We start from the raw sequence: 18200 nt of genomic DNA, 5'->3' as shown, positions 1-18200 counted from the left end.
TTCAGCCTCTTTCTTCTATTAAAATTGAAAAAATGATTCAACAGGTAAAACAAATACAGTCGCTCCACCAACTTCTACTTTTACAGGTCTTGGAATATAAGAGTCAGCATTTCCTCCCATTGGTGAAATCGGTGCTACCATTTGTTCACGCTGGGAACAGTTATCACGGATAATATCAAGTGCGTCTTCCACATAATCATCGTCACAACCAATCATTAATGTCGTATTCCCTTCTTTTAAAAACCCACCAGTTGATGCAAGTTTCGTTGTCTTAAAATTCCCTTCTCCTAGAGCTTCAATAAGTCTATTGGAATCTTTATCTTGGACAACTGCAATAAGCAACTTCATTTGTAATTCCCTCCTATTTTTTTCTCATTCAAAAAGAAAGTAATTTGTTCTAGTGTATCCTTTATGACATCTTCTAATTGTTGATTTGCATTAATCTTTCGAATCCGATTTGGAAACTTATCCAAAAGAATATGATAAGCTTCATATACTTTTTCATGGAAAGCCAATGTTTCTAAATCTAAACGGTTTCTTTCTCTATCTTTATTCGCTGAGATCCGTTTTAATCCTTCTTTTGGCTTAATTTCAAAAAATAATGTCATATCGGGCATCACTTCTTGGATAGCAAATTGATTAATCGCAAATACTTCATCTATCCCAAGATTTCTTGCATGCCCTTGATAGGCTAAGCTGGAGTCGATAAAACGATCACATAGAACTACTTTTCCTTGTTTTAGTGCGGGAATAATCTTTTCTACCAAATGTTGTCTTCTAGCTGCAGCATATAGGAGCGCCTCTGTTCTACCATCCATTTCTGTATGTGCTGGCGTTAAAATAATATCACGAATTTTTTCCGCTATGGCAATCCCGCCAGGTTCACGTGTTGTTAATACATCAAACCCTAATTCTGTTAATTGCTTTTCTAAGGCAAAAAGAACTGTTGTCTTCCCCGCTCCTTCGCCACCCTCAAACGTAATAAAATAACCGCTCACTTTTATTTCTCCTTCAATCAGGCAATCTTTATATCCTTTATATCAGATGCTTATACATACCTTATTCATTTCTATATTTTTTTCCAATATTATCTATGATAATACAGATTAAATGAAGATTCCTTAATCGGTCTTTCATTTTCATTGTAGCATGTATTGCCATCCTATTTCATGGAAGTTCTATACATTTTCTATTTTATTTTTATTTTTCATGAAAAAATTCTAATTCTCTGTGCTTAAATATAAATCTATCTATAGAAGGATACATTTTTAACCAACAAAAAAGCCTTTGCAAACGATATGCAAAGACAATTATCTATGAAAATAATGTTGATTGATTCATATGTTTTAATTTTTGTATATAATAACGGTACTTTTCTTCACTAGGTTCTGTATGAATCATCTGATGCTCACAATCACAGCAAATATACATCGTGTATAAATGGATACCACGTTCTTTTCGTTCATCACATATTCCACATTTTTCCCATTGTAGCGCCTGTTTCCCCATATATTCACCTCCATTAGTTTAGTTTCTCCTAATCTAATAGAATTTATACGAGAAAACGTAAGATTTTTTCATATAAAATCGAAATAAACTTATGGAAAAATAAATAATTGAATTGCAGCAAGAGAAACAATACCAAATAACCCCAAAAAACCAGACACAATTACTGTAAATAGATTAATAGGTATATGAAGCCCAAACGAACCCCCTATTATATTGATGAAAAATAAAAGCAAGACTCCAATACCCACTTTAATCATACTCTGTCCTATAAAACGCATTAATTTCACCGGAGCACCAACAAATAATAAAATAATAATTAAACCGACCAAAATAGATATAATTAGTGTAGGATTCATCGTTCCACTCCCTTTTCCTTCTCCTATTAGCAAGCTTATGAAAAAGAAAAGAAAATAAGAACTGAAAAATAAATGATGATAAGGAAAAAGACAAGGAAAATGATGTTCTTCCTTGTCTTTCTAGGAACGGTCATAAACGAATAGCACTAATTTTTCTCCGTCTAGCTTCTTGTAATAAGAAAATATATTTTGCTTCTGCAATTTTAACACGGTTTACTCCTTCTATAGATGGCTCAATACTTTTTTCTACAATAGATCGAACTTGTTTCCATTCCTTTTCTACCGCAAATATAGCATCTAATAATTCCCCATCAATTTGTTGTTTTCTCTTTTTTCTCCTCATGCTGTCACCTATATTCTATAATTCTCTTCTACCCTCTAATGCTTTAGATAAAGTCACTTCATCCGCATATTCTAAATCGCCACCAACAGGAAGACCATGGGCAATACGTGTTGTCTTTATTCCAGATGGCTTCACAAGGCGAGAAATATACATTGCAGTTGCTTCCCCTTCAATATTCGGATTGGTTGCGAGAATAAGTTCTTTCACCTGTTCATCCTTTAAACGATTTAACAAGGATGGTACATTGATATCTTCTGGTCCAATTCCATCCATTGGTGAAATAGCTCCGTTTAAGACATGATATTTCCCATTAAATTCTTTCATTTTCTCCATAGCAATGACATCTTTTGAATCTTGGACAACACAAATAACAGATTCATCTCGTGATGTATCTTGGCATATTGCACAAGGTTCTTGATCTGTTATATGACCACAGATGGAGCAATGTGTTAATTTTCTTTTTGCATTTACAAGTGCTTGTGCAAACTCGATTACATCATCTTCTTTCATATTTAAAACAAAAAAAGCCAGACGTACGGCTGTTTTTGGTCCGATTCCTGGCAATTTTGTAAAACTGTCAATCAACTTAGAAATTGGCTCTGGATAATACATATGGTTTTGGCCTCCTAGAACATTCCACCAGGTAACCCTTTCGTGAACTGCCCCATTGTTTGAGCTGTTTTATCATCAATTTGTTTCAATACATCATTTGTTGCTGCAAGGATTAAATCTTGTAGCATTTCAATATCATCTGGATCGACAACTTCTTCTTCTATCTTAATATCTGTAATTTCTTTCTTTCCATTTGCAGTGATTGTCACCATTCCACCACCAGCAGATGCTTCGAAAGTCATTTCATGTAGTTCGTCTTGTGCTTTCATCATTTTCTTCTGCATTTTTTGCATTTGTTTCATCATATTTCCCATATTTCCCATTCCTTTCATGGAAAACGCCTCCTTTTACGTTATTATATTGAATAATTAAATTTTCAATTTACAACTTTTAATTATACGAGAGTTTCAAGTAGGAATCCAATTTTTATCCTAATCATGTACTTGAACAACATCATCTCCAAAAAGCTGCTTTGCTTTCTCTACAACGGGATCCCCTTGATCTTCTTGTTTATGGTCCTGCTTTTTTACATATTCATTACGTAGTGTTTTCCATTCATCAACTGGTATTGGAATAATGGTTAGCTCTTGTTGTAGTACATCTGCTAAAATTGATTCTGCTAATGGTTGGTTATCTAAAAATAAAGAACAGTGTATTTCATATTTAAAAGCAACAACCACTGTATGACTGGATGCGGCAACAGGCTTTGAATCTTGAATAGTCGCATGTGCTGGTGCATTCGTCTTTTTCAATTGGTTTAAAAATGCCGCCCATTCTGATTGGACTTGTTTTAATGCCTGTTTTTCCGCTTCTTGTAATGTTAAGCGAATTCGTTCAAATGGTACTTTATAACTATTTTTTGATTTATGCGTTTGTCTTCTTCTTGGTTTAGAAGGGGTGGACTCTGCTCTTTGTATCGGTGCCTGTTTTAGAGTAGCTATTTCTTTTTCTAATTGTGTCATTTTATGAATTAATTTTGCCGTGTCTTCTGAGGAAACATCTGATTGATTTTCCGTATTTTCTTCTGTATGTCTGTTTGTAATGGAAATAATGGCAATTTCAATAAACACTTTTGGATTATTTGTCCATTTAATTTCTTGTTGACATTCATTCATTCTAATAATCGAATCTTGAATCCACGCCTCAGAAACGCTATCTGCCAATTGTTGAAAGGCCTCATCAACCCTTGCCCGTTCTAAAATATCTTCTAGATTAGGAGCACTCCTATACAATAGCAGGTCACGCAAGAAGTAAATTAAATCATAGACAAATCGACCGGGATCTTTCCCACCTTGAATAATATCATCAAAAAGTTCTAACCCTTTTTGAATATCTTGCTTATGCATTGCCGTTACGATATCTGTTAAAATTCGCTGTGATACTCCTCCTGTTACTGCTAATACATCAGCTAATTCAACTTCATCATCACTGTAGGAAATTGTTTGGTCCAAAATACTTAGTGCATCTCGCATGCCACCTTCTGCCGCTAATGCGATGGCATGTAATGCTTCCTTAGATACGGACGTATTCTCCTCTTGGGCAATGTATTCCATTCGCTTAGCAAGACTCTGTGTTGAAATTGGTTTGAAATCAAAACGCTGACAACGAGAGATAATCGTTAATGGGATTTTATGTGGTTCAGTTGTCGCCAGGATAAAAACAACATGTTTTGGTGGTTCTTCCAATGTTTTTAATAATGCATTAAAAGCACTCGTTGATATCATATGTACCTCATCAATAATATACACTTTATAAGGAACAGCACTAGATGCATATTTTACATTATCACGAATTTCGCGTACATCTTCTACACTTGTATTGGAAGCAGCATCCATTTCAATGACATCTGAAATAGATCCATTCAAAATACCGAGGCAAGCATCACATTTATTACATGGTTCCTTCGCTGGTGCATGTTCACAGTTAATCGCTTGTGCAAAAATCTTAGCTGCACTCGTTTTTCCTGTCCCACGTGGGCCAGAAAATAAATAAGCATGTGAAAACTTATTTTGCATAATCGCATTTTGCAATGTTTTTGTGATATGTGATTGGCCGACAACATCTTGAAATGTTCGTGGTCGCCATTTCCGATATAATGCTTGATAACCCATTTCATATGTCCCTCCATCTTTTCCTATTAGATAGCTAAGTAAAAATTGATTATGAACTATTTCTGAACCATTTCTTATTTCACGGAATTTTTATATATATTTGATATACTATTCTTTAATATATCTATTATTTAGAAGTAATAATTGATAAAGAGGTGAAGTAGGTGGAGACAAAGGAGATTATTATTTACTTAGGAAGTTTTATGATTATATTTATGCTATTATATAAAATTGTTGGCATAATCAATGATACCTTCCTACAATATAACGGTGTTTTTCTTTATATTTTATTAATGCTCGTTGTTCCTGGAATTGTACTTATATCACTTGCTTCCGCTCGTAAAATAACGGATTTTTTTATATCTAAAAAAAATTAACCCCCATTTACTAATTTGTAAGGTGGGGGGATGTTTTTATGTATACCGTGCACCCGCAGTCGATGGAACAGACCTATGCGTTACTTAAGTTCATGGCTCGGCTCCGGTAACCCCACGGCACACAGAATTGACCACTTACTGCTGCTTCCTTCCGGACCTGACAGGATTCATGGGTTTCTGTTGCGCAGGACCTAAGCGTCAACACCAATCCCTTAAGGCAGACCATAAATCTGACCACCTCGATTGGGAATTCAGCCTCGCTATAGCGGATTGCGAGTACAGGGTGCCGCTAGCTCCCCACTTAGCACGGTAATATTTATTATACTTTTTTTTATATAAAAATGCAATAGAATTCACTTAATTGGTAAACATTCCTAAAAGCTAATTGTCCTTTTTCCTATCATTCATTATCTGTTTCTATTTGTTTTCTTTTTTTCCTTTCGTAAATGGCGAAAAAAGTCCTGTAAAAGAGCACGACACTCTGTTTGCAACACACCACTTGTCACCTCTACTTGATGATTAAACTGCTGTTCCTGTAAAAGGTTCATCAATGTACCTGCACAACCTGCCTTTTTATCTACCGCCCCATAAACAACCCGCTTAATTCGTGACTGTACAATGGCACCAGCACACATTGGGCAAGGCTCTAAGGTAACATACAATGTACAATCTTCTAAACGCCAGCTACCTAAATATTGATTTGCCTCTTGGATAGCAAATAGTTCTGCATGTGATAATGTTTGTTGCGATGATTCGCGTATATTATGACCAGTACCTATTACTTCTCCCTTATAGACGATAACTGCTCCAATTGGTACCTCATTGATTTTCTCTGCTTTTTTTGCTTCTTCGATTGCTAATGCCATATACTGTTCATCCATTATCTATATCACCGTACTCTCATTGTTGTCTTCTATTTTACAATGGAAAATATGATTTTAATAACTATTGATGCAATTTTTTCGTGATTCCATATATATGTTATTCAGGTGCTTTTGTTTTCAAAACACCTGGTGTCCTTGAAAGTTTTATCGGAACACCGATGTGCTTTAGTGTATCATCTGTCATTGTTTGAATCATTTCGCGAGCTTGGACATGGGGATCCTGTATCATTTCTTTTAAATTATTAACTGGTGAAACACAAGCCTCTACTTCTGAAAAAACACTTACCCATTCCTCTAGGTCTCGTTGAAAAATCACTTCCTGTATAGCAGACTTCATCTGATATTGAGTATGTAATGGTTCATCTAGCTGATTAATAAAATCTTCACGTCCGATAGTTCGACAAAACACTTCCCAAAATTTCATTTCTACAGCCCCTACAGCAAGGTAACGGCCATCTTTCGTTTCATAAACACTATAGCTTGCGCGACCACCATCAAATACTTGTTCCCCTCTTTTTGGCAAAACATCTGTAGCTAAATAAGCAGGCAAAACAGTTTGAAGCCAGGAAATCACACCATCCATCATTGCAATATCAACAAACTGTCCTTTTTTTGACTCGTGCCTTTCATGTAGAGCCATTAAAATACCAATAACTGCTGGAAGTGCACCACCACCTATATCAGCTATTGTTGTCGCTGGTATAACCGGTCGTCCACCTCTCTCACCCATCAAATCCAGTAATCCTGCATAACTTAAGTAATTGATATCATGGCCTGGTTTATCCTTATATGGACCTGTCTGTCCATAACCGGTAATGGCACAATAGATAAGACGTGGATTTCTCCTTTTTAAGGTATCATAATCCAATCCTAGACGTTCCATCACTCCCGGGCGAAATGATTCAACGACTACATCCGCATCTTCAACCATTTGGAGAAATTTGTTTTTATCATTCACTGATTTCAAATCCAATCTAATACTCCGTTTATTCCGATTCAATGAATGAAAAAAGGCACTTTTACCTTCAATTTTAGGTTCGAAAAAACGAGCATAATCCCCAATATGAGGTTCTTCTATCTTTATGACATCTGCTCCGAAGTCAGCTAAAAGCATTGTGCAATAAGGTCCTGGAAGAAGCCGTGTTAAATCAAGAACTTTAATAGATTTAAGTGGCATGATAAATCTCCTCCTTATTATTTTTGGTTATATTAGAAATATACTAAATCTTTCCAAAACAAATGTCAATACAATGATTTTTCAGCCATTCTAAATTGACTAAAAGAAACTTTTGCAACTTCCTTCGTCTTGAAACAATACATAAAAAAACACGTTACTAATTAATCCCCATAAAATGACGCAATTCCTTTTCATTTATAATTAAATCGTTTAATGTGTATTGATCAAGCACCTGGTGAAAAGCTTGTAATGCCTCATTTAATACATGTTTCAATTTACAAGCAGGAGAAATGACACAATGATTCGTTCCTTTATCAAAACACTCTAATAAAGTAAAATCATTCTCCATTATCCGTACAATCTGACCTACATTAATCTCTTCTGGCTTTTTGGCTAAACGAATTCCACCATATCTTCCACGAATCGTTTCAATAAAACCCAATTTATTTAATTCAAAAACAATTTTCCCTAAATGATGCTGAGAAATCGAATATGTTTCTGAAATTTCCTTAATACTTGAAAGTTCATCATGCTTCATACCTGTATAAATTAATACTCGTAATGCATAATCTGTATATTTTTTTAATTGCATAGCGACATCACCTCTATATATCCTTCACAATATTGTAACACCTAAAGTGTTTTCCCTATTGATAAGTTGCTTATATGTTTTATATAATAAACATGTATTCAAAATACTGCTTTAAAAATTACCTATTATTTTCCAAAAAAAAGGAGTTTTTTTATGAAACAAGTTACATCTGCTTTAGACGAACAGACAAGAGATATTATCAAATCAACTGTTCCTGTTTTACAAGAACATGGGAATAAAATTACTGCTCGATTTTACCAATTAATGTTTAAAAATCATCCAGAATTAAAGAATATCTTCAATCAAACAAACCAACGAAAAGGAGATCAATCCCACGCACTTGCAAATACTGTCTATGCTGCTGCGGCGCATATTGATCGTCTTGAGGACATTTTACCACATGTCATGCCTATTGCTCATAAACATAGAAGTCTAAATATTAAACCAGAACATTATCCAATTGTTGGAAAACACCTCTTACTAGGAATGAAAGACGTATTAGGTGAAGCAGCAACACCAGAAGTAATTGAAGCATGGGAAAAAGCCTATAATGAAATTGCAAACGTTTTTATTTCTGTAGAAAAAGGTATGTACCAAAAGGTAGAGGAAAACACAGGTGGATGGGTTGACTTTAGAAACTTCAAAGTAACGAAAAAAGTTGTTGAAAGTGATGTGATTACATCATTCTATTTAGAGCCTGCAGATGGAAACCCATTCCCAAATCATGAATCAGGTCAATATTTAACAATAAAAGCTGATATTGAAGGAGAGCCTTTTACACATCTACGTCAATATACCATCTCTTGTGCACCTGGAGAAGGATTCTATCGTATTAGTGTAAAACGAGAAGATGCGACAGATAACAGCCCAGCTGGCATTGTATCTAACTACTTACATGAACATGTAAAAGAGGGTAGTATTCTTCCAATTAGTGCACCATCTGGTGATTTCGTCCTTGATTTGGAAGATACAAGACCACTTGTTTTACTAAGCGGCGGGGTTGGTTTAACACCAATGATGAGTATGTTAGAGACCGTCATTAAAGAACAACCAAACCGTGAAGTGTTCTTTATCCATGCAGCAAGAAATGAGAAAGTACATGCCATGAAAGAACGTGTTCAAGAAATCGTGAAAGAACATAACCAAGTTACTAGCTTTACCGTATATAGTGAAGCAGAAGAAACAGTTCAATGTGATAAAACAGGGTATGTGGACTATGAATGGTTATCTTCCATTCTACCAACAAATGATGCTGCCTTTTATTTCTGTGGACCAGAAGGATTTATGGATGCAATAAATCGTAACTTAATACAATATGGTGTAGTTGCATCTGATAGTCATTTTGAATTTTTCGGACCTGCAAAAGAATTAACAGCTTAAAATGAATACATTTTAAAAAGGCTTAAGGATTCCCTTAAGCCTTTTTCTATACAAAAAAACGCCCCCGGCAGGAGTCGAACCTGCGCACATAGCTTAGGAGGCTAATGCTCTATCCACTGAGCTACGGAGGCATGGAATAAAAATGAATAAATAATATTATACATGATATATTGATATATGAAAAGATAGTAACACTAATATTAAGTTCTCACCTTGGTTATATTATGAAACTTTCCTCTAATAGGATTGTTGATTTCTTGCATGAAAAGTGAAATGACGATTGCTATAGCAGCAATAGAAATAAACTTTTCGAAAACAGCCTATACGTAAAATAAGTGACACATCTAATATGTACAACTACCTCTTCTATGATAAAATAAATAAGTATATATTTAGCTTTTGTCGATAGGAGGAGTAGCCGTGGACAGTGTTCCTTTCATAGCAATTGAGGGACCAATTGGCGTAGGAAAAACATCCCTAGCCACTAAATTGTCTACTCATTATCATTTTCATTTATTAAAAGAGATAGTTGAAGAAAATCCATTTCTCGGGAAATTTTATGAGAATATTGATGAGTGGAGTTTTCAAACGGAAATGTTCTTTTTATGCAATCGTTTTAAGCAATTAGAGGATATTGAATATAAATATTTACAATTAAACAAACCTGTTATTGCTGATTACCATATATCTAAAAATATGATTTTTGCCAAACGAACATTACAAACAGATAAATTAGATAAGTATAAAAAAATATTCCATATATTAACGGAAGATATGCCATTACCTAACATGATGATTTACCTTCATGCTAGTCTAGAGACACTTTTAAAAAGGATTGAACTTCGTGGAAGGGAAATTGAACAGAATATTAAACCAACATACCTAGCCCAACTATCAAAGGATTATGATGTATTTATGGATCAGTTTGAAAAAAAACATCCTGAAATCCCTATTATTCGTATAGATGGAGATAAGTATGATTTTATGGCATATCCAGAAGACTTAACATCTATCATCAATGAAATTGACGTCCATCTAAAAAGTTATACACAAACTAATAGAAATTAAAAGCATAAAAACAGGAGGTCAAACAGAATGAATTTAAGGGAAAAATACAATATCCCAAATGATAGCATTATTACGATTGCTGGTACAGTAGGGGTAGGTAAATCAACAATGACTACTGCTCTTGCAAAGGCACTGAATTTCAAAACATCCTTTGAAAAAGTAGATAATAATCCCTATTTGGAAAAGTTTTATGATGATTTTGAACGCTGGAGTTTCCATTTACAAATCTATTTTCTAGCCGAGCGTTTCAAAGAACAGAAGAAAATATTTGAATATGGTGGTGGATTCATTCAAGACCGCTCTATTTATGAAGATACAGGTATTTTCGCAAAAATGCATTATGAAAAAGGAACAATGACAAAAGATGACTATGAAACATACCGAAATTTATTTGACGCTATGGTTATGACACCGTATTTTCCACATCCTGATTTACTAATCTATCTGGAAGGTTCATTGGATGATATTTTAAAACGTATCCAAATACGTGGTCGTGATATGGAAAAAACTACCCCCGTTTCCTACTGGGAAGAAATGCATCAACGTTATGAAGATTGGATTAATAGTTTTAATTCTTGTCCGATTTTACGAATTGATATTGCCGATTATGATTTAATAAAGGAAGAACAATCCATTGAACCGATAATTAGTAAAATGAGCCATTCCATCCAACAATCTAGACGTTGGAAAACAAAACAATCATTCTAAATTGCAATAAAATGAAGTTTTAATCAGTAGGGATTTTACAGCCAGTTAACCTGCGATAAAAAGACGCTTAGGTCACTTTTGAACCTAAGCGTTTTTCTTATCTCTTATTCTTCTTCTCCTAATTCTAAGGAGCGTTTACGAGCACTTTCTACACATTCTGTAATTGCCTTTTCAAATCCATGCTTTTTCAAAGCATTTAATCCAGCCTCTGTCGTTCCTTCTGGACTTGTAATATTTTCTCTAAGAATATGTACCGGTTCGCTAGATGTTCTTAACATTTCTCCTACACCAATAATGGTCTGTTTAATTAATTGCTCTGCTATATCTTGTTCAAGTCCTGCATCAATCGCAGCTTTTTGCATGGCCTCTACTAAATAATAAATATAGGCAGGTCCACTTCCTGAAATACTTGTTACCGCATGCATCTTATCTTCTTCTACAGTAACTGTTTTTCCAATTGTATGAAGTAGTTTATTCGCTATTGTCATATGATATTCTTCAACATATTTCCCCTTAGAAATAGCTGTTGCAGATTCCCCAATTAATGCAGACGTATTTGGCATCACACGAATAATTGGAACTTTTTTATTGATTTCCTTCAAGATTGCTTTTGTTGAAGTTCCAGCAAGAACAGAAAGAATAAGTTGTTTGGAATGAATCAATGATTTAATGGACGAAAGAGCGTCCTTCATGTCCTTTGGTTTCATCGCAAGCACAACAATATCCGATTCTGATATTATTTTATCTTTATCATTGACCTGTTTAATACCATATGTCTCCTCTAAATAAGTTAATCTATCTTGATTACTTTTATTTGTAACAAAAATTCGCTGATGTGCTAAGGAATCAGATTTCGTCAATCCTGCAATAATTGCTTCTGCCATTGAACCAGCACCAATAAAAACAATCTTTTGATCCATAAATTATTTGCCTCTTTTCGATATATTTTATACCCCGGTCCATCCCTTTGTTTAATAAAGGGGTTATTATCTAATTTAACATAATATTACATAAATTATATATTAAATACAAATTTCATTCATAAAAAAATAAAATCGCTACAAAATGTAACGATTTTATTTATATCTCCAAATTTTTATGCGCTAATAACTATATGGAGGAGGTAGAGGGATTCGAACCCCCGCGGGCTTTGACACCCCTTTCGGTTTTCAAGACCGACCCCTTCAGCCAGACTTGGGTATACCTCCATTTTTATAACAACATTTAATAATATACATGAATCTATACTTCTTGTCAATACAAAATAGCTAGATATTTTCAAAAGAAAAATGTTATTATTTTCTAAAAAAAGGTAAAGTTAAAAAAGAATGTAGCCAACTTTTTTTAGGCTGTTTTCATATACTTTGTTGGTAATGTCTTTTATTTACTTTTCGACAATAAGCCTTCCACTAGCAAAATATTTTAGAAAACAGCCTTTCATTTAAATAGTCTAGCTACAATCTTTTCTCTTATTTAATAACTTTAAGTCCACCCATATACGGACGTAGTACTTCTGGAACAACAATAGAGCCATCTTCTTGTTGGTAATTCTCTAAAATAGCTACAATTGTACGTCCAATCGCAAGACCAGATCCATTTAAAGTATGGACGAATTCAGGTTTTCCTTTTGCACCTCGACGGAAACGAATACTTGCACGTCTTGCTTGGAAATCTTCAAAATTAGAACATGAAGATATTTCACGATAGGTATTTTGATTTGGAACCCACACTTCAATATCGTACTTCTTAGAAGCTGTAAATCCTAAATCTCCTGTACACATACTCATCACACGGTACGGCAGTTTTAATAATTGTAGAATTTTTTCTGCGTGACCAGTTAATTGTTCTAAAGCTTCATAAGAATCCTCTGGTTTTACGAATTGAACTAATTCCACTTTATTAAATTGGTGTTGACGAATCAATCCACGTGTATCTCGTCCGGCAGAACCTGCTTCAGAGCGAAAACAGCCACTATAGGCTACATACTTTTGTGGAAGGTCTTCTTCACTTAAGATTTCTTGACCATGATAGTTTGTAACAGGAACCTCAGCAGTTGGTATTAAATAATAATCCCACTCTTCAATATGAAAGGCATCTTCTGCAAACTTAGGAAGCTGCCCTGTACCTGTCAAACTCGTACGATTTACGATATATGGTGGAAGCATTTCTTCATATCCATGATGCTCTGCATGATAATCCATCATAAAATTCCATAGCGCACGTTCTAATCGGGCACCCAATCCTTTGTAAAAAACAAAGCGGCTCCCAGTTACTTTTGCGGCTCGTTCAAAATCTAAAATTCCAAGATCTGTTCCAAGGTCCCAATGTGGCTTTACTTCAAAATCAAATTCAGAAATTTCACCCCATTTACGTACCTCTACATTATCTTCTTCGTCTTCCCCAACCGGAACACTTTCATGAGGAATATTTGGTATGGATAACATCACTTGTTGTAATTGTTCTTCTATTTCTCGTAATTGTTGATCTAATTCAGCAATATTGTCACCAACTTCTCGCATTTCAGCAATAACTGGTTGAACATCTTTTCCTTCTTTTTTCAAAAGAGGGATTTTTTTAGACACTTCATTTCGTTTTGATTTTAGTTTTTCGGTTTCTACAATTAATCCTCGTCGTTTTTCATCTAAATCACTAAAGCGATCCAAGTCAGATAAATCTTCTCCGCGATGTTCTAACTTTTTCGTTATTTCTTGGAGATTATTTCGCAAATATTTCATATCTAACATAATTATTTACCTCCTAATTTTTTTAGAAAACAGCTTTTTTAAAAAATAAAAAAACTCCCATCCCTATGTATAGGGACGAGAGTTATAATTCCCGCGTTGCCACCCAAATTGAAGAAGTAATTCTTCCTGCTTAACATGATAACGGCATGTTCCGGGTTCACTTACTAATATTTCGGCAAACCAGTTCAAGGATGGATTCACTATATTTTCCATCGGTTTTCACCAACCACCGACTCTCTATAAGAAAAATAGATAGCTACTATTTCCTCTCCATACTTTTACTTACTTTATTATTCATTATCATATCGAAGTTTTTTCAAAGATGCAAGTAAGATCAATACGTTATTCACTTCGGTTTTGCATACGTTCATTTGGAGCTAGTGTATTCATATCAATACCTTTCATTGCTGTACCTAAGTCTTTAGATAACTCTGCAATTAAAGCGTAGTCTTGATAGTTTTTCGTTGCTTGGACAACTGCTTTGGCGAATTTCTCCGGGTTTTCTGATTTAAAAATACCAGAACCAACAAAAACACCATCTGCTCCTAATTCCATTAATAATGCTGCATCACTTGGTGTTGCAACACCGCCTGCAGCGTAATTAGTAACAGGAAGACGCCCTTTATCACGAATATCTAATAAAATATGATAAGGTGCACCGATGTTTTTAGCATATGTCATTACTTCGTCTTCTGACATTCCTGTCAACATGCGGATTTCAGCTTGTATTTGACGCATATGACGAACTGCTTCCACAATATTTCCTGTTCCAGGTTCACCCTTTGTACGCATCATAGATGCACCTTCACCGATACGGCGAGCAACTTCACCTAAATTACGCCCACCACAAACAAATGGTACCTTAAAATCAGATTTTCTTAGATGATATACATCATCTGCCGGTGTAAGAACTTCACTTTCATCAATATAGTCTACGCCTAAGGATTCTAATACACGTGCTTCCACAATATGACCAATACGGCATTTTGCCATCACAGGAATAGAAACAGCATTCATTATCTCCTCTGCTTTTGTAGGGTCTGCCATTCGGGCAACACCCCCTGCAGCTCGGATGTCAGAAGGAACACGTTCAAGTGCCATAACAGCAACTGCTCCCGCTTCTTCTGCTACTTTTGCTTGTTCTGCATTGACAACATCCATAATAACGCCACCGTATGGCATAACAATTTGTTTCTGATCTTTTTTTTGCATCTTATACATTTCTCCTTTTTATTTAATTAAAACCAACCTTTTACCATATCAACAACACTTGAGAAAAGGTTAGAGAAAAAATCACCAATTGCTCGTAACATTAGTATAAACCAATTACTTTTATCTACGGAATCTGATGTAATTATGTCTATTTGTTTTGTTTCATTACTAGTAATAAATCCGAGGTCTTCTCCTTCGTAAACCAATTCTGCTGTGCCTATTTTTTCACCTTTTTTAATAGGAGCGACCAATTCATTAGATTCTGTTAACCTTTTTTTATCTAGATGATATTTTATTTGATATTTATCTTTTTCTCCCTTTTTGATTGGGATATTAATAGCATCTTTTATTTCAATATCGACTGTCTTTTCTTTTCCTTTTGTAACTGGTAATGTAGACTCACCTTTTATTTGGTATCCTGCTGGAAAAAGTTCTACCTTTTCAAAATTATTATAACCATAGTCCATTAATTTGATTGTTTCTTTAAATCGTTGTTCTTCACTTTTTGTTTTCATTACAACAGAGATCAATCGGTTCCCATTTCTTTCAGCAGTTCCTGTAAAGCAATATCCTGCTATCTCAGTAAAGCCTGTTTTTAAACCATCAATACCTTCATAATGGAATTGCTTAAAGTTCACACTATTATGTGGTAACATCCAGTTCCAGTTTGTAATAGTCTTTCCATCGAACTCTACTTCTGGGATACTAGAAATTTCAAGTGCTTTTGGGTAATCATTAATAAGATGATACGCCAATAAAGCAGCAGATCTAGCAGATAATAGATTTACTCCTTTAGGATCTGTTCCTTCTGGGTGATTTTCCTTTAATGAATCATTTTCCAAACCACTAGAATTTACAAATTCAAAATCAGGAAGATCCATTTCCTTTCCTTTTTCATTCATCATTTTTACAAATTCGCCTTCAGTACCAGCCACTAACTCAGCAAGTGCAATGGTTGCCGCATTATCTGAATTAATTGCCATTGCATTGTACAAATCTTCCACAGTGTAATCCTTATCTTGCGTTAGACCAATACCAGAAAAAGATGGATCTGCCGAAATACTATAAGGGTAATCACTGATTTGTGTTGTTGTATCCCAGCTTATTTTTCCAGAATCAATTGCCTCTAGAACAAGATATTCTGACATCATTTTCGTCATGCTGGCTGGTGGAAGAGCTTCATCGGGGTTTTTAGAATATAAAATCTTCCCTGTCTCCGCATCAACTAAGATAGCAGATTCCGCTTTTAAATCTATTGCCTTGGCTTCTGTTGTATGTGGTCCTGCAATCATAATCACAAACACTAACGCTAAAGTAATGGACAGTATTTTATATGTTTTCTTCAATTTTTCCTACCCCTTTTATTTTAATCATTCATTGAATATATGTATTTTCATTGATTTACGGTGATTTTATATTATAGATAGACACTTTTGTATTTTATCATAAAAATACATAAAAAAATAGACAAGTTTTAAAAGGGAAAAATTGGAAGACGGGTTTATTCTATTACTAAGAAAACGGATATAGGAAAAAGACTCCATATACCTGTTATCCATCAGTAGTATTTATTTTTATACGTACAAATTTTATAAAGAATAGTTTGGTGCTTCTTTTGTTACTTGTACATCATGTGGATGACTTTCACGTAAACCAGCATTTGTAATTCTAACAAAGCGGCTATCATTGCGTAAAGACTCAATGTTTTCTGTACCACAATATCCCATACCAGCACGTAAGCCTCCAACAAGTTGATGGACGGTATCAGCTAATGTTCCTTTATAAGCAATACGACCTTCAATTCCCTCAGGGACAAGTTTTTTCACATCTGCTGATTCTTGGAAATAACGGTCTTTAGAACCTGCTTTCATTGCACCTAAAGAACCCATACCACGGTATACTTTATAGCTTCTACCTTGGTAAATTTCCATTTCACCAGGGCTTTCTTTTGTTCCTGCAAGAAGACTTCCAAGCATAACAGCATGTCCACCAGCTGCTAATGCTTTTACAATATCACCAGAATATTTAATTCCACCATCAGCGATAATAGCTACATTATGTTTAGCTGCTTCTTTTGCACAATCATATACAGCAGTAATTTGTGGAACTCCGACACCAGCTACAACGCGTGTTGTACAAATAGAACCTGGTCCAATTCCGACTTTAACTACTGTTGCACCAGCTTCAATTAACGCTTTTGTTGCTTCACCTGTTGCTACATTACCAGCAATGATGTCAAGTTCTGGATATGCTTTACGTACCTGACTAATTTGCTCTATAACACCTTTGGAATGACCATGTGCTGTATCAATTACAATACAATCAACACCTGCATCTACCAGCTTTTCAATTCGTGTCATTACATCTTTTGTAACACCTACTGCAGCTCCAACTAGTAATCGACCTTGTTCATCCTTTGCTGCATTAGGATATTCAATTACTTTTTCAATATCTTTAATCGTGATTAACCCTTTTAAAACAAAGTCATCGTCTACAAGTGGTAATTTTTCAATTCTATATTCTTGTAGTAATTTCTTTGCTCCTTCTAATGTCGTTCCAACAGGAGCAGTCACTAGGTTTTCAGTTGTCATTACTTCATGAATCGGAGTTGAATAATCTTCAATGAATCTTAAATCCCGGTTTGTTAAGATTCCGACTAATTTTTGTTCTTCTGTAGAATTAACAATAGGAACTCCTGATATGCGGAATTTCCCCATCAAGTGCTCTGCATCATATACTTGATGTTCTGGAGTTAAGAAGAATGGGTTCGTAATAACTCCACTTTCCGAACGTTTTACACGATCAACTTGTTCTGCTTGTTCTTCAATAGACATGTTTTTATGAATAATTCCTAAACCACCTTGTCGGGCAATAGAAATGGCCATTTCAGCTTCTGTAACGGTATCCATTCCAGCACTAATAAGTGGGATATTCAATTGTAAATTAGGTGAAAGAACCGTACTTATATCCACTTCCCTCGGCAAAACGGCTGATTCATCAGGTACTAATAAAACATCATCAAATGTTAAAGCTTCTTTGGAAAATTTATCCTCACGCATGATTATCCTCCTATTTTTAATAAAATTTATGAATTAGGCCAAGCTAAGCGGTAAATCTATTTCTAATT

20 protein-coding genes, 2 tRNA genes, 1 other RNA gene and 1 other annotated feature are annotated in these 18200 nt (G+C 34.8%); of the genes, 4 read left to right on the top strand and 19 right to left on the bottom strand.

Annotation, left to right across the window (positions count from 1 at the left end; all coding sequences use genetic code 11):
• Positions 1-18 precede the first annotated feature (18 nt).
• The 8 genes from FHP05_RS11480 to dnaX all read right to left on the bottom strand — a co-directional run bounded on the left by FHP05_RS11480 (position 19) and on the right by dnaX (position 4931).
• Positions 19-348 (bottom strand): cyclic-di-AMP receptor, encoded by a 330-nt coding sequence (locus FHP05_RS11480; RefSeq protein ID WP_147668374.1) that lies wholly within the window; start codon positions 346-348, stop codon positions 19-21.
• The gene (tmk, locus tag FHP05_RS11475) at positions 345-998 is read right to left on the bottom strand and encodes a dTMP kinase (protein ID WP_147668372.1); all 654 of its coding nucleotides are present in this window, start codon (positions 996-998) and stop codon (positions 345-347) included. Before tmk ends, FHP05_RS11480 begins: the two co-directional genes overlap by 4 nt.
• A 316-nt stretch (positions 999-1314) precedes the next feature.
• Entirely contained in the window at positions 1315-1509 is a 195-nt protein-coding gene (locus FHP05_RS11470) for a sigma factor G inhibitor Gin (RefSeq protein ID WP_147668370.1), read from the bottom strand.
• Positions 1510-1598: 89 nt separating this feature from the next.
• Complete coding sequence (locus tag FHP05_RS11465; RefSeq protein WP_147668368.1) at positions 1599-1865, bottom strand: pro-sigmaK processing inhibitor BofA family protein; 267 nt, start codon at positions 1863-1865, stop codon at positions 1599-1601.
• A gap of 130 nt (positions 1866-1995) precedes the next feature.
• A complete protein-coding gene (locus FHP05_RS11460) occupies positions 1996-2208 on the bottom strand; it encodes a YaaL family protein (RefSeq protein ID WP_147668366.1) in 213 nt (70 codons plus the stop codon).
• Between the two features lie 15 nt (positions 2209-2223).
• Positions 2224-2820, bottom strand: a complete 597-nt coding sequence (recR, locus tag FHP05_RS11455) for a recombination mediator RecR (protein WP_147668364.1) — start codon at positions 2818-2820, stop codon at positions 2224-2226.
• A gap of 14 nt (positions 2821-2834) precedes the next feature.
• Positions 2835-3152, bottom strand: coding sequence for a YbaB/EbfC family nucleoid-associated protein (locus FHP05_RS11450; RefSeq protein WP_147668362.1), 318 nt, complete (start codon positions 3150-3152; stop codon positions 2835-2837).
• Positions 3153-3251: 99 nt separating this feature from the next.
• Positions 3252-4931: a DNA polymerase III subunit gamma/tau gene (gene dnaX, locus FHP05_RS11445; protein WP_147668360.1), complete on the bottom strand. Its 1680-nt coding sequence runs from the start codon at positions 4929-4931 to the stop codon at positions 3252-3254.
• Positions 4932-5095: 164 nt separating this feature from the next.
• Between dnaX and FHP05_RS11440 the strand changes: the two genes are divergently transcribed.
• Complete coding sequence (locus tag FHP05_RS11440; protein WP_147668358.1) at positions 5096-5308, top strand: hypothetical protein; 213 nt, start codon at positions 5096-5098, stop codon at positions 5306-5308.
• Positions 5309-5353: 45 nt separating this feature from the next.
• Here the strand turns inward: FHP05_RS11440 and ffs are convergent.
• From ffs to FHP05_RS11420, 4 genes are all read right to left on the bottom strand, one after another.
• An RNA gene (gene ffs, locus FHP05_RS11435) (signal recognition particle sRNA large type) lies at positions 5354-5618 on the bottom strand.
• Between the two features lie 97 nt (positions 5619-5715).
• Positions 5716-6189, bottom strand: a complete 474-nt coding sequence (tadA, locus tag FHP05_RS11430) for a tRNA adenosine(34) deaminase TadA (RefSeq protein WP_191126336.1) — start codon at positions 6187-6189, stop codon at positions 5716-5718.
• Positions 6190-6289: 100 nt separating this feature from the next.
• Entirely contained in the window at positions 6290-7369 is a 1080-nt protein-coding gene (locus FHP05_RS11425) for a CaiB/BaiF CoA transferase family protein (protein ID WP_147668356.1), read from the bottom strand.
• Between the two features lie 157 nt (positions 7370-7526).
• A complete protein-coding gene (locus FHP05_RS11420) occupies positions 7527-7961 on the bottom strand; it encodes an RrF2 family transcriptional regulator (protein WP_147668354.1) in 435 nt (144 codons plus the stop codon).
• 153 nt (positions 7962-8114) lie between these two features.
• Between FHP05_RS11420 and hmpA the strand changes: the two genes are divergently transcribed.
• Positions 8115-9341 carry an NO-inducible flavohemoprotein gene (gene hmpA / locus FHP05_RS11415; RefSeq protein WP_147668352.1) on the top strand — a complete coding sequence of 409 codons (1227 nt, stop codon included), beginning with the start codon at positions 8115-8117 and terminating at the stop codon, positions 9339-9341.
• Positions 9342-9400: 59 nt separating this feature from the next.
• On the opposite strand, the gene FHP05_RS11410 is transcribed toward hmpA, so the two are convergent.
• Positions 9401-9472: transfer RNA gene (locus tag FHP05_RS11410), tRNA-Arg, on the bottom strand.
• A 289-nt stretch (positions 9473-9761) separates the two neighbouring features.
• Here FHP05_RS11410 and FHP05_RS11405 point away from each other — a divergent pair.
• Both FHP05_RS11405 and FHP05_RS11400 read left to right on the top strand, forming a co-directional pair.
• Positions 9762-10409, top strand: coding sequence for a deoxynucleoside kinase (locus tag FHP05_RS11405; protein WP_147668350.1), 648 nt, complete (start codon positions 9762-9764; stop codon positions 10407-10409).
• A 27-nt stretch (positions 10410-10436) separates the two neighbouring features.
• Positions 10437-11117, top strand: coding sequence for a deoxynucleoside kinase (locus tag FHP05_RS11400; protein ID WP_147668348.1), 681 nt, complete (start codon positions 10437-10439; stop codon positions 11115-11117).
• Positions 11118-11221: 104 nt separating this feature from the next.
• Here FHP05_RS11400 and proC read toward each other — a convergent pair whose 3' ends face one another.
• The 6 genes from proC to guaB all read right to left on the bottom strand — a co-directional run bounded on the left by proC (position 11222) and on the right by guaB (position 18132).
• Positions 11222-12037: a pyrroline-5-carboxylate reductase gene (gene proC, locus FHP05_RS11395; RefSeq protein WP_147668346.1), complete on the bottom strand. Its 816-nt coding sequence runs from the start codon at positions 12035-12037 to the stop codon at positions 11222-11224.
• Between the two features lie 195 nt (positions 12038-12232).
• Positions 12233-12325, bottom strand: a tRNA-Ser gene (locus FHP05_RS11390).
• Between the two features lie 261 nt (positions 12326-12586).
• Entirely contained in the window at positions 12587-13861 is a 1275-nt protein-coding gene (gene serS, locus FHP05_RS11385) for a serine--tRNA ligase (protein ID WP_147668344.1), read from the bottom strand.
• Between the two features lie 68 nt (positions 13862-13929).
• Positions 13930-14143 (bottom strand) — a binding site (T-box leader).
• Between the two features lie 60 nt (positions 14144-14203).
• A complete protein-coding gene (gene pdxS, locus FHP05_RS11380) occupies positions 14204-15073 on the bottom strand; it encodes a pyridoxal 5'-phosphate synthase lyase subunit PdxS (protein ID WP_230973998.1) in 870 nt (289 codons plus the stop codon).
• 26 nt (positions 15074-15099) lie between these two features.
• A complete protein-coding gene (locus tag FHP05_RS11375) occupies positions 15100-16365 on the bottom strand; it encodes a serine hydrolase (RefSeq protein WP_147668456.1) in 1266 nt (421 codons plus the stop codon).
• Between the two features lie 297 nt (positions 16366-16662).
• Positions 16663-18132, bottom strand: a complete 1470-nt coding sequence (guaB, locus tag FHP05_RS11370; RefSeq protein WP_147668340.1) for an IMP dehydrogenase — start codon at positions 18130-18132, stop codon at positions 16663-16665.
• Positions 18133-18200 lie beyond the last annotated feature (68 nt).

This window comes from Cerasibacillus terrae (genome assembly GCF_008039555.1).
Lineage (GTDB): Bacteria > Bacillota > Bacilli > Bacillales > Amphibacillaceae > Cerasibacillus > Cerasibacillus terrae.
This window is presented reverse-complemented; position numbering and strand designations above follow the sequence as displayed.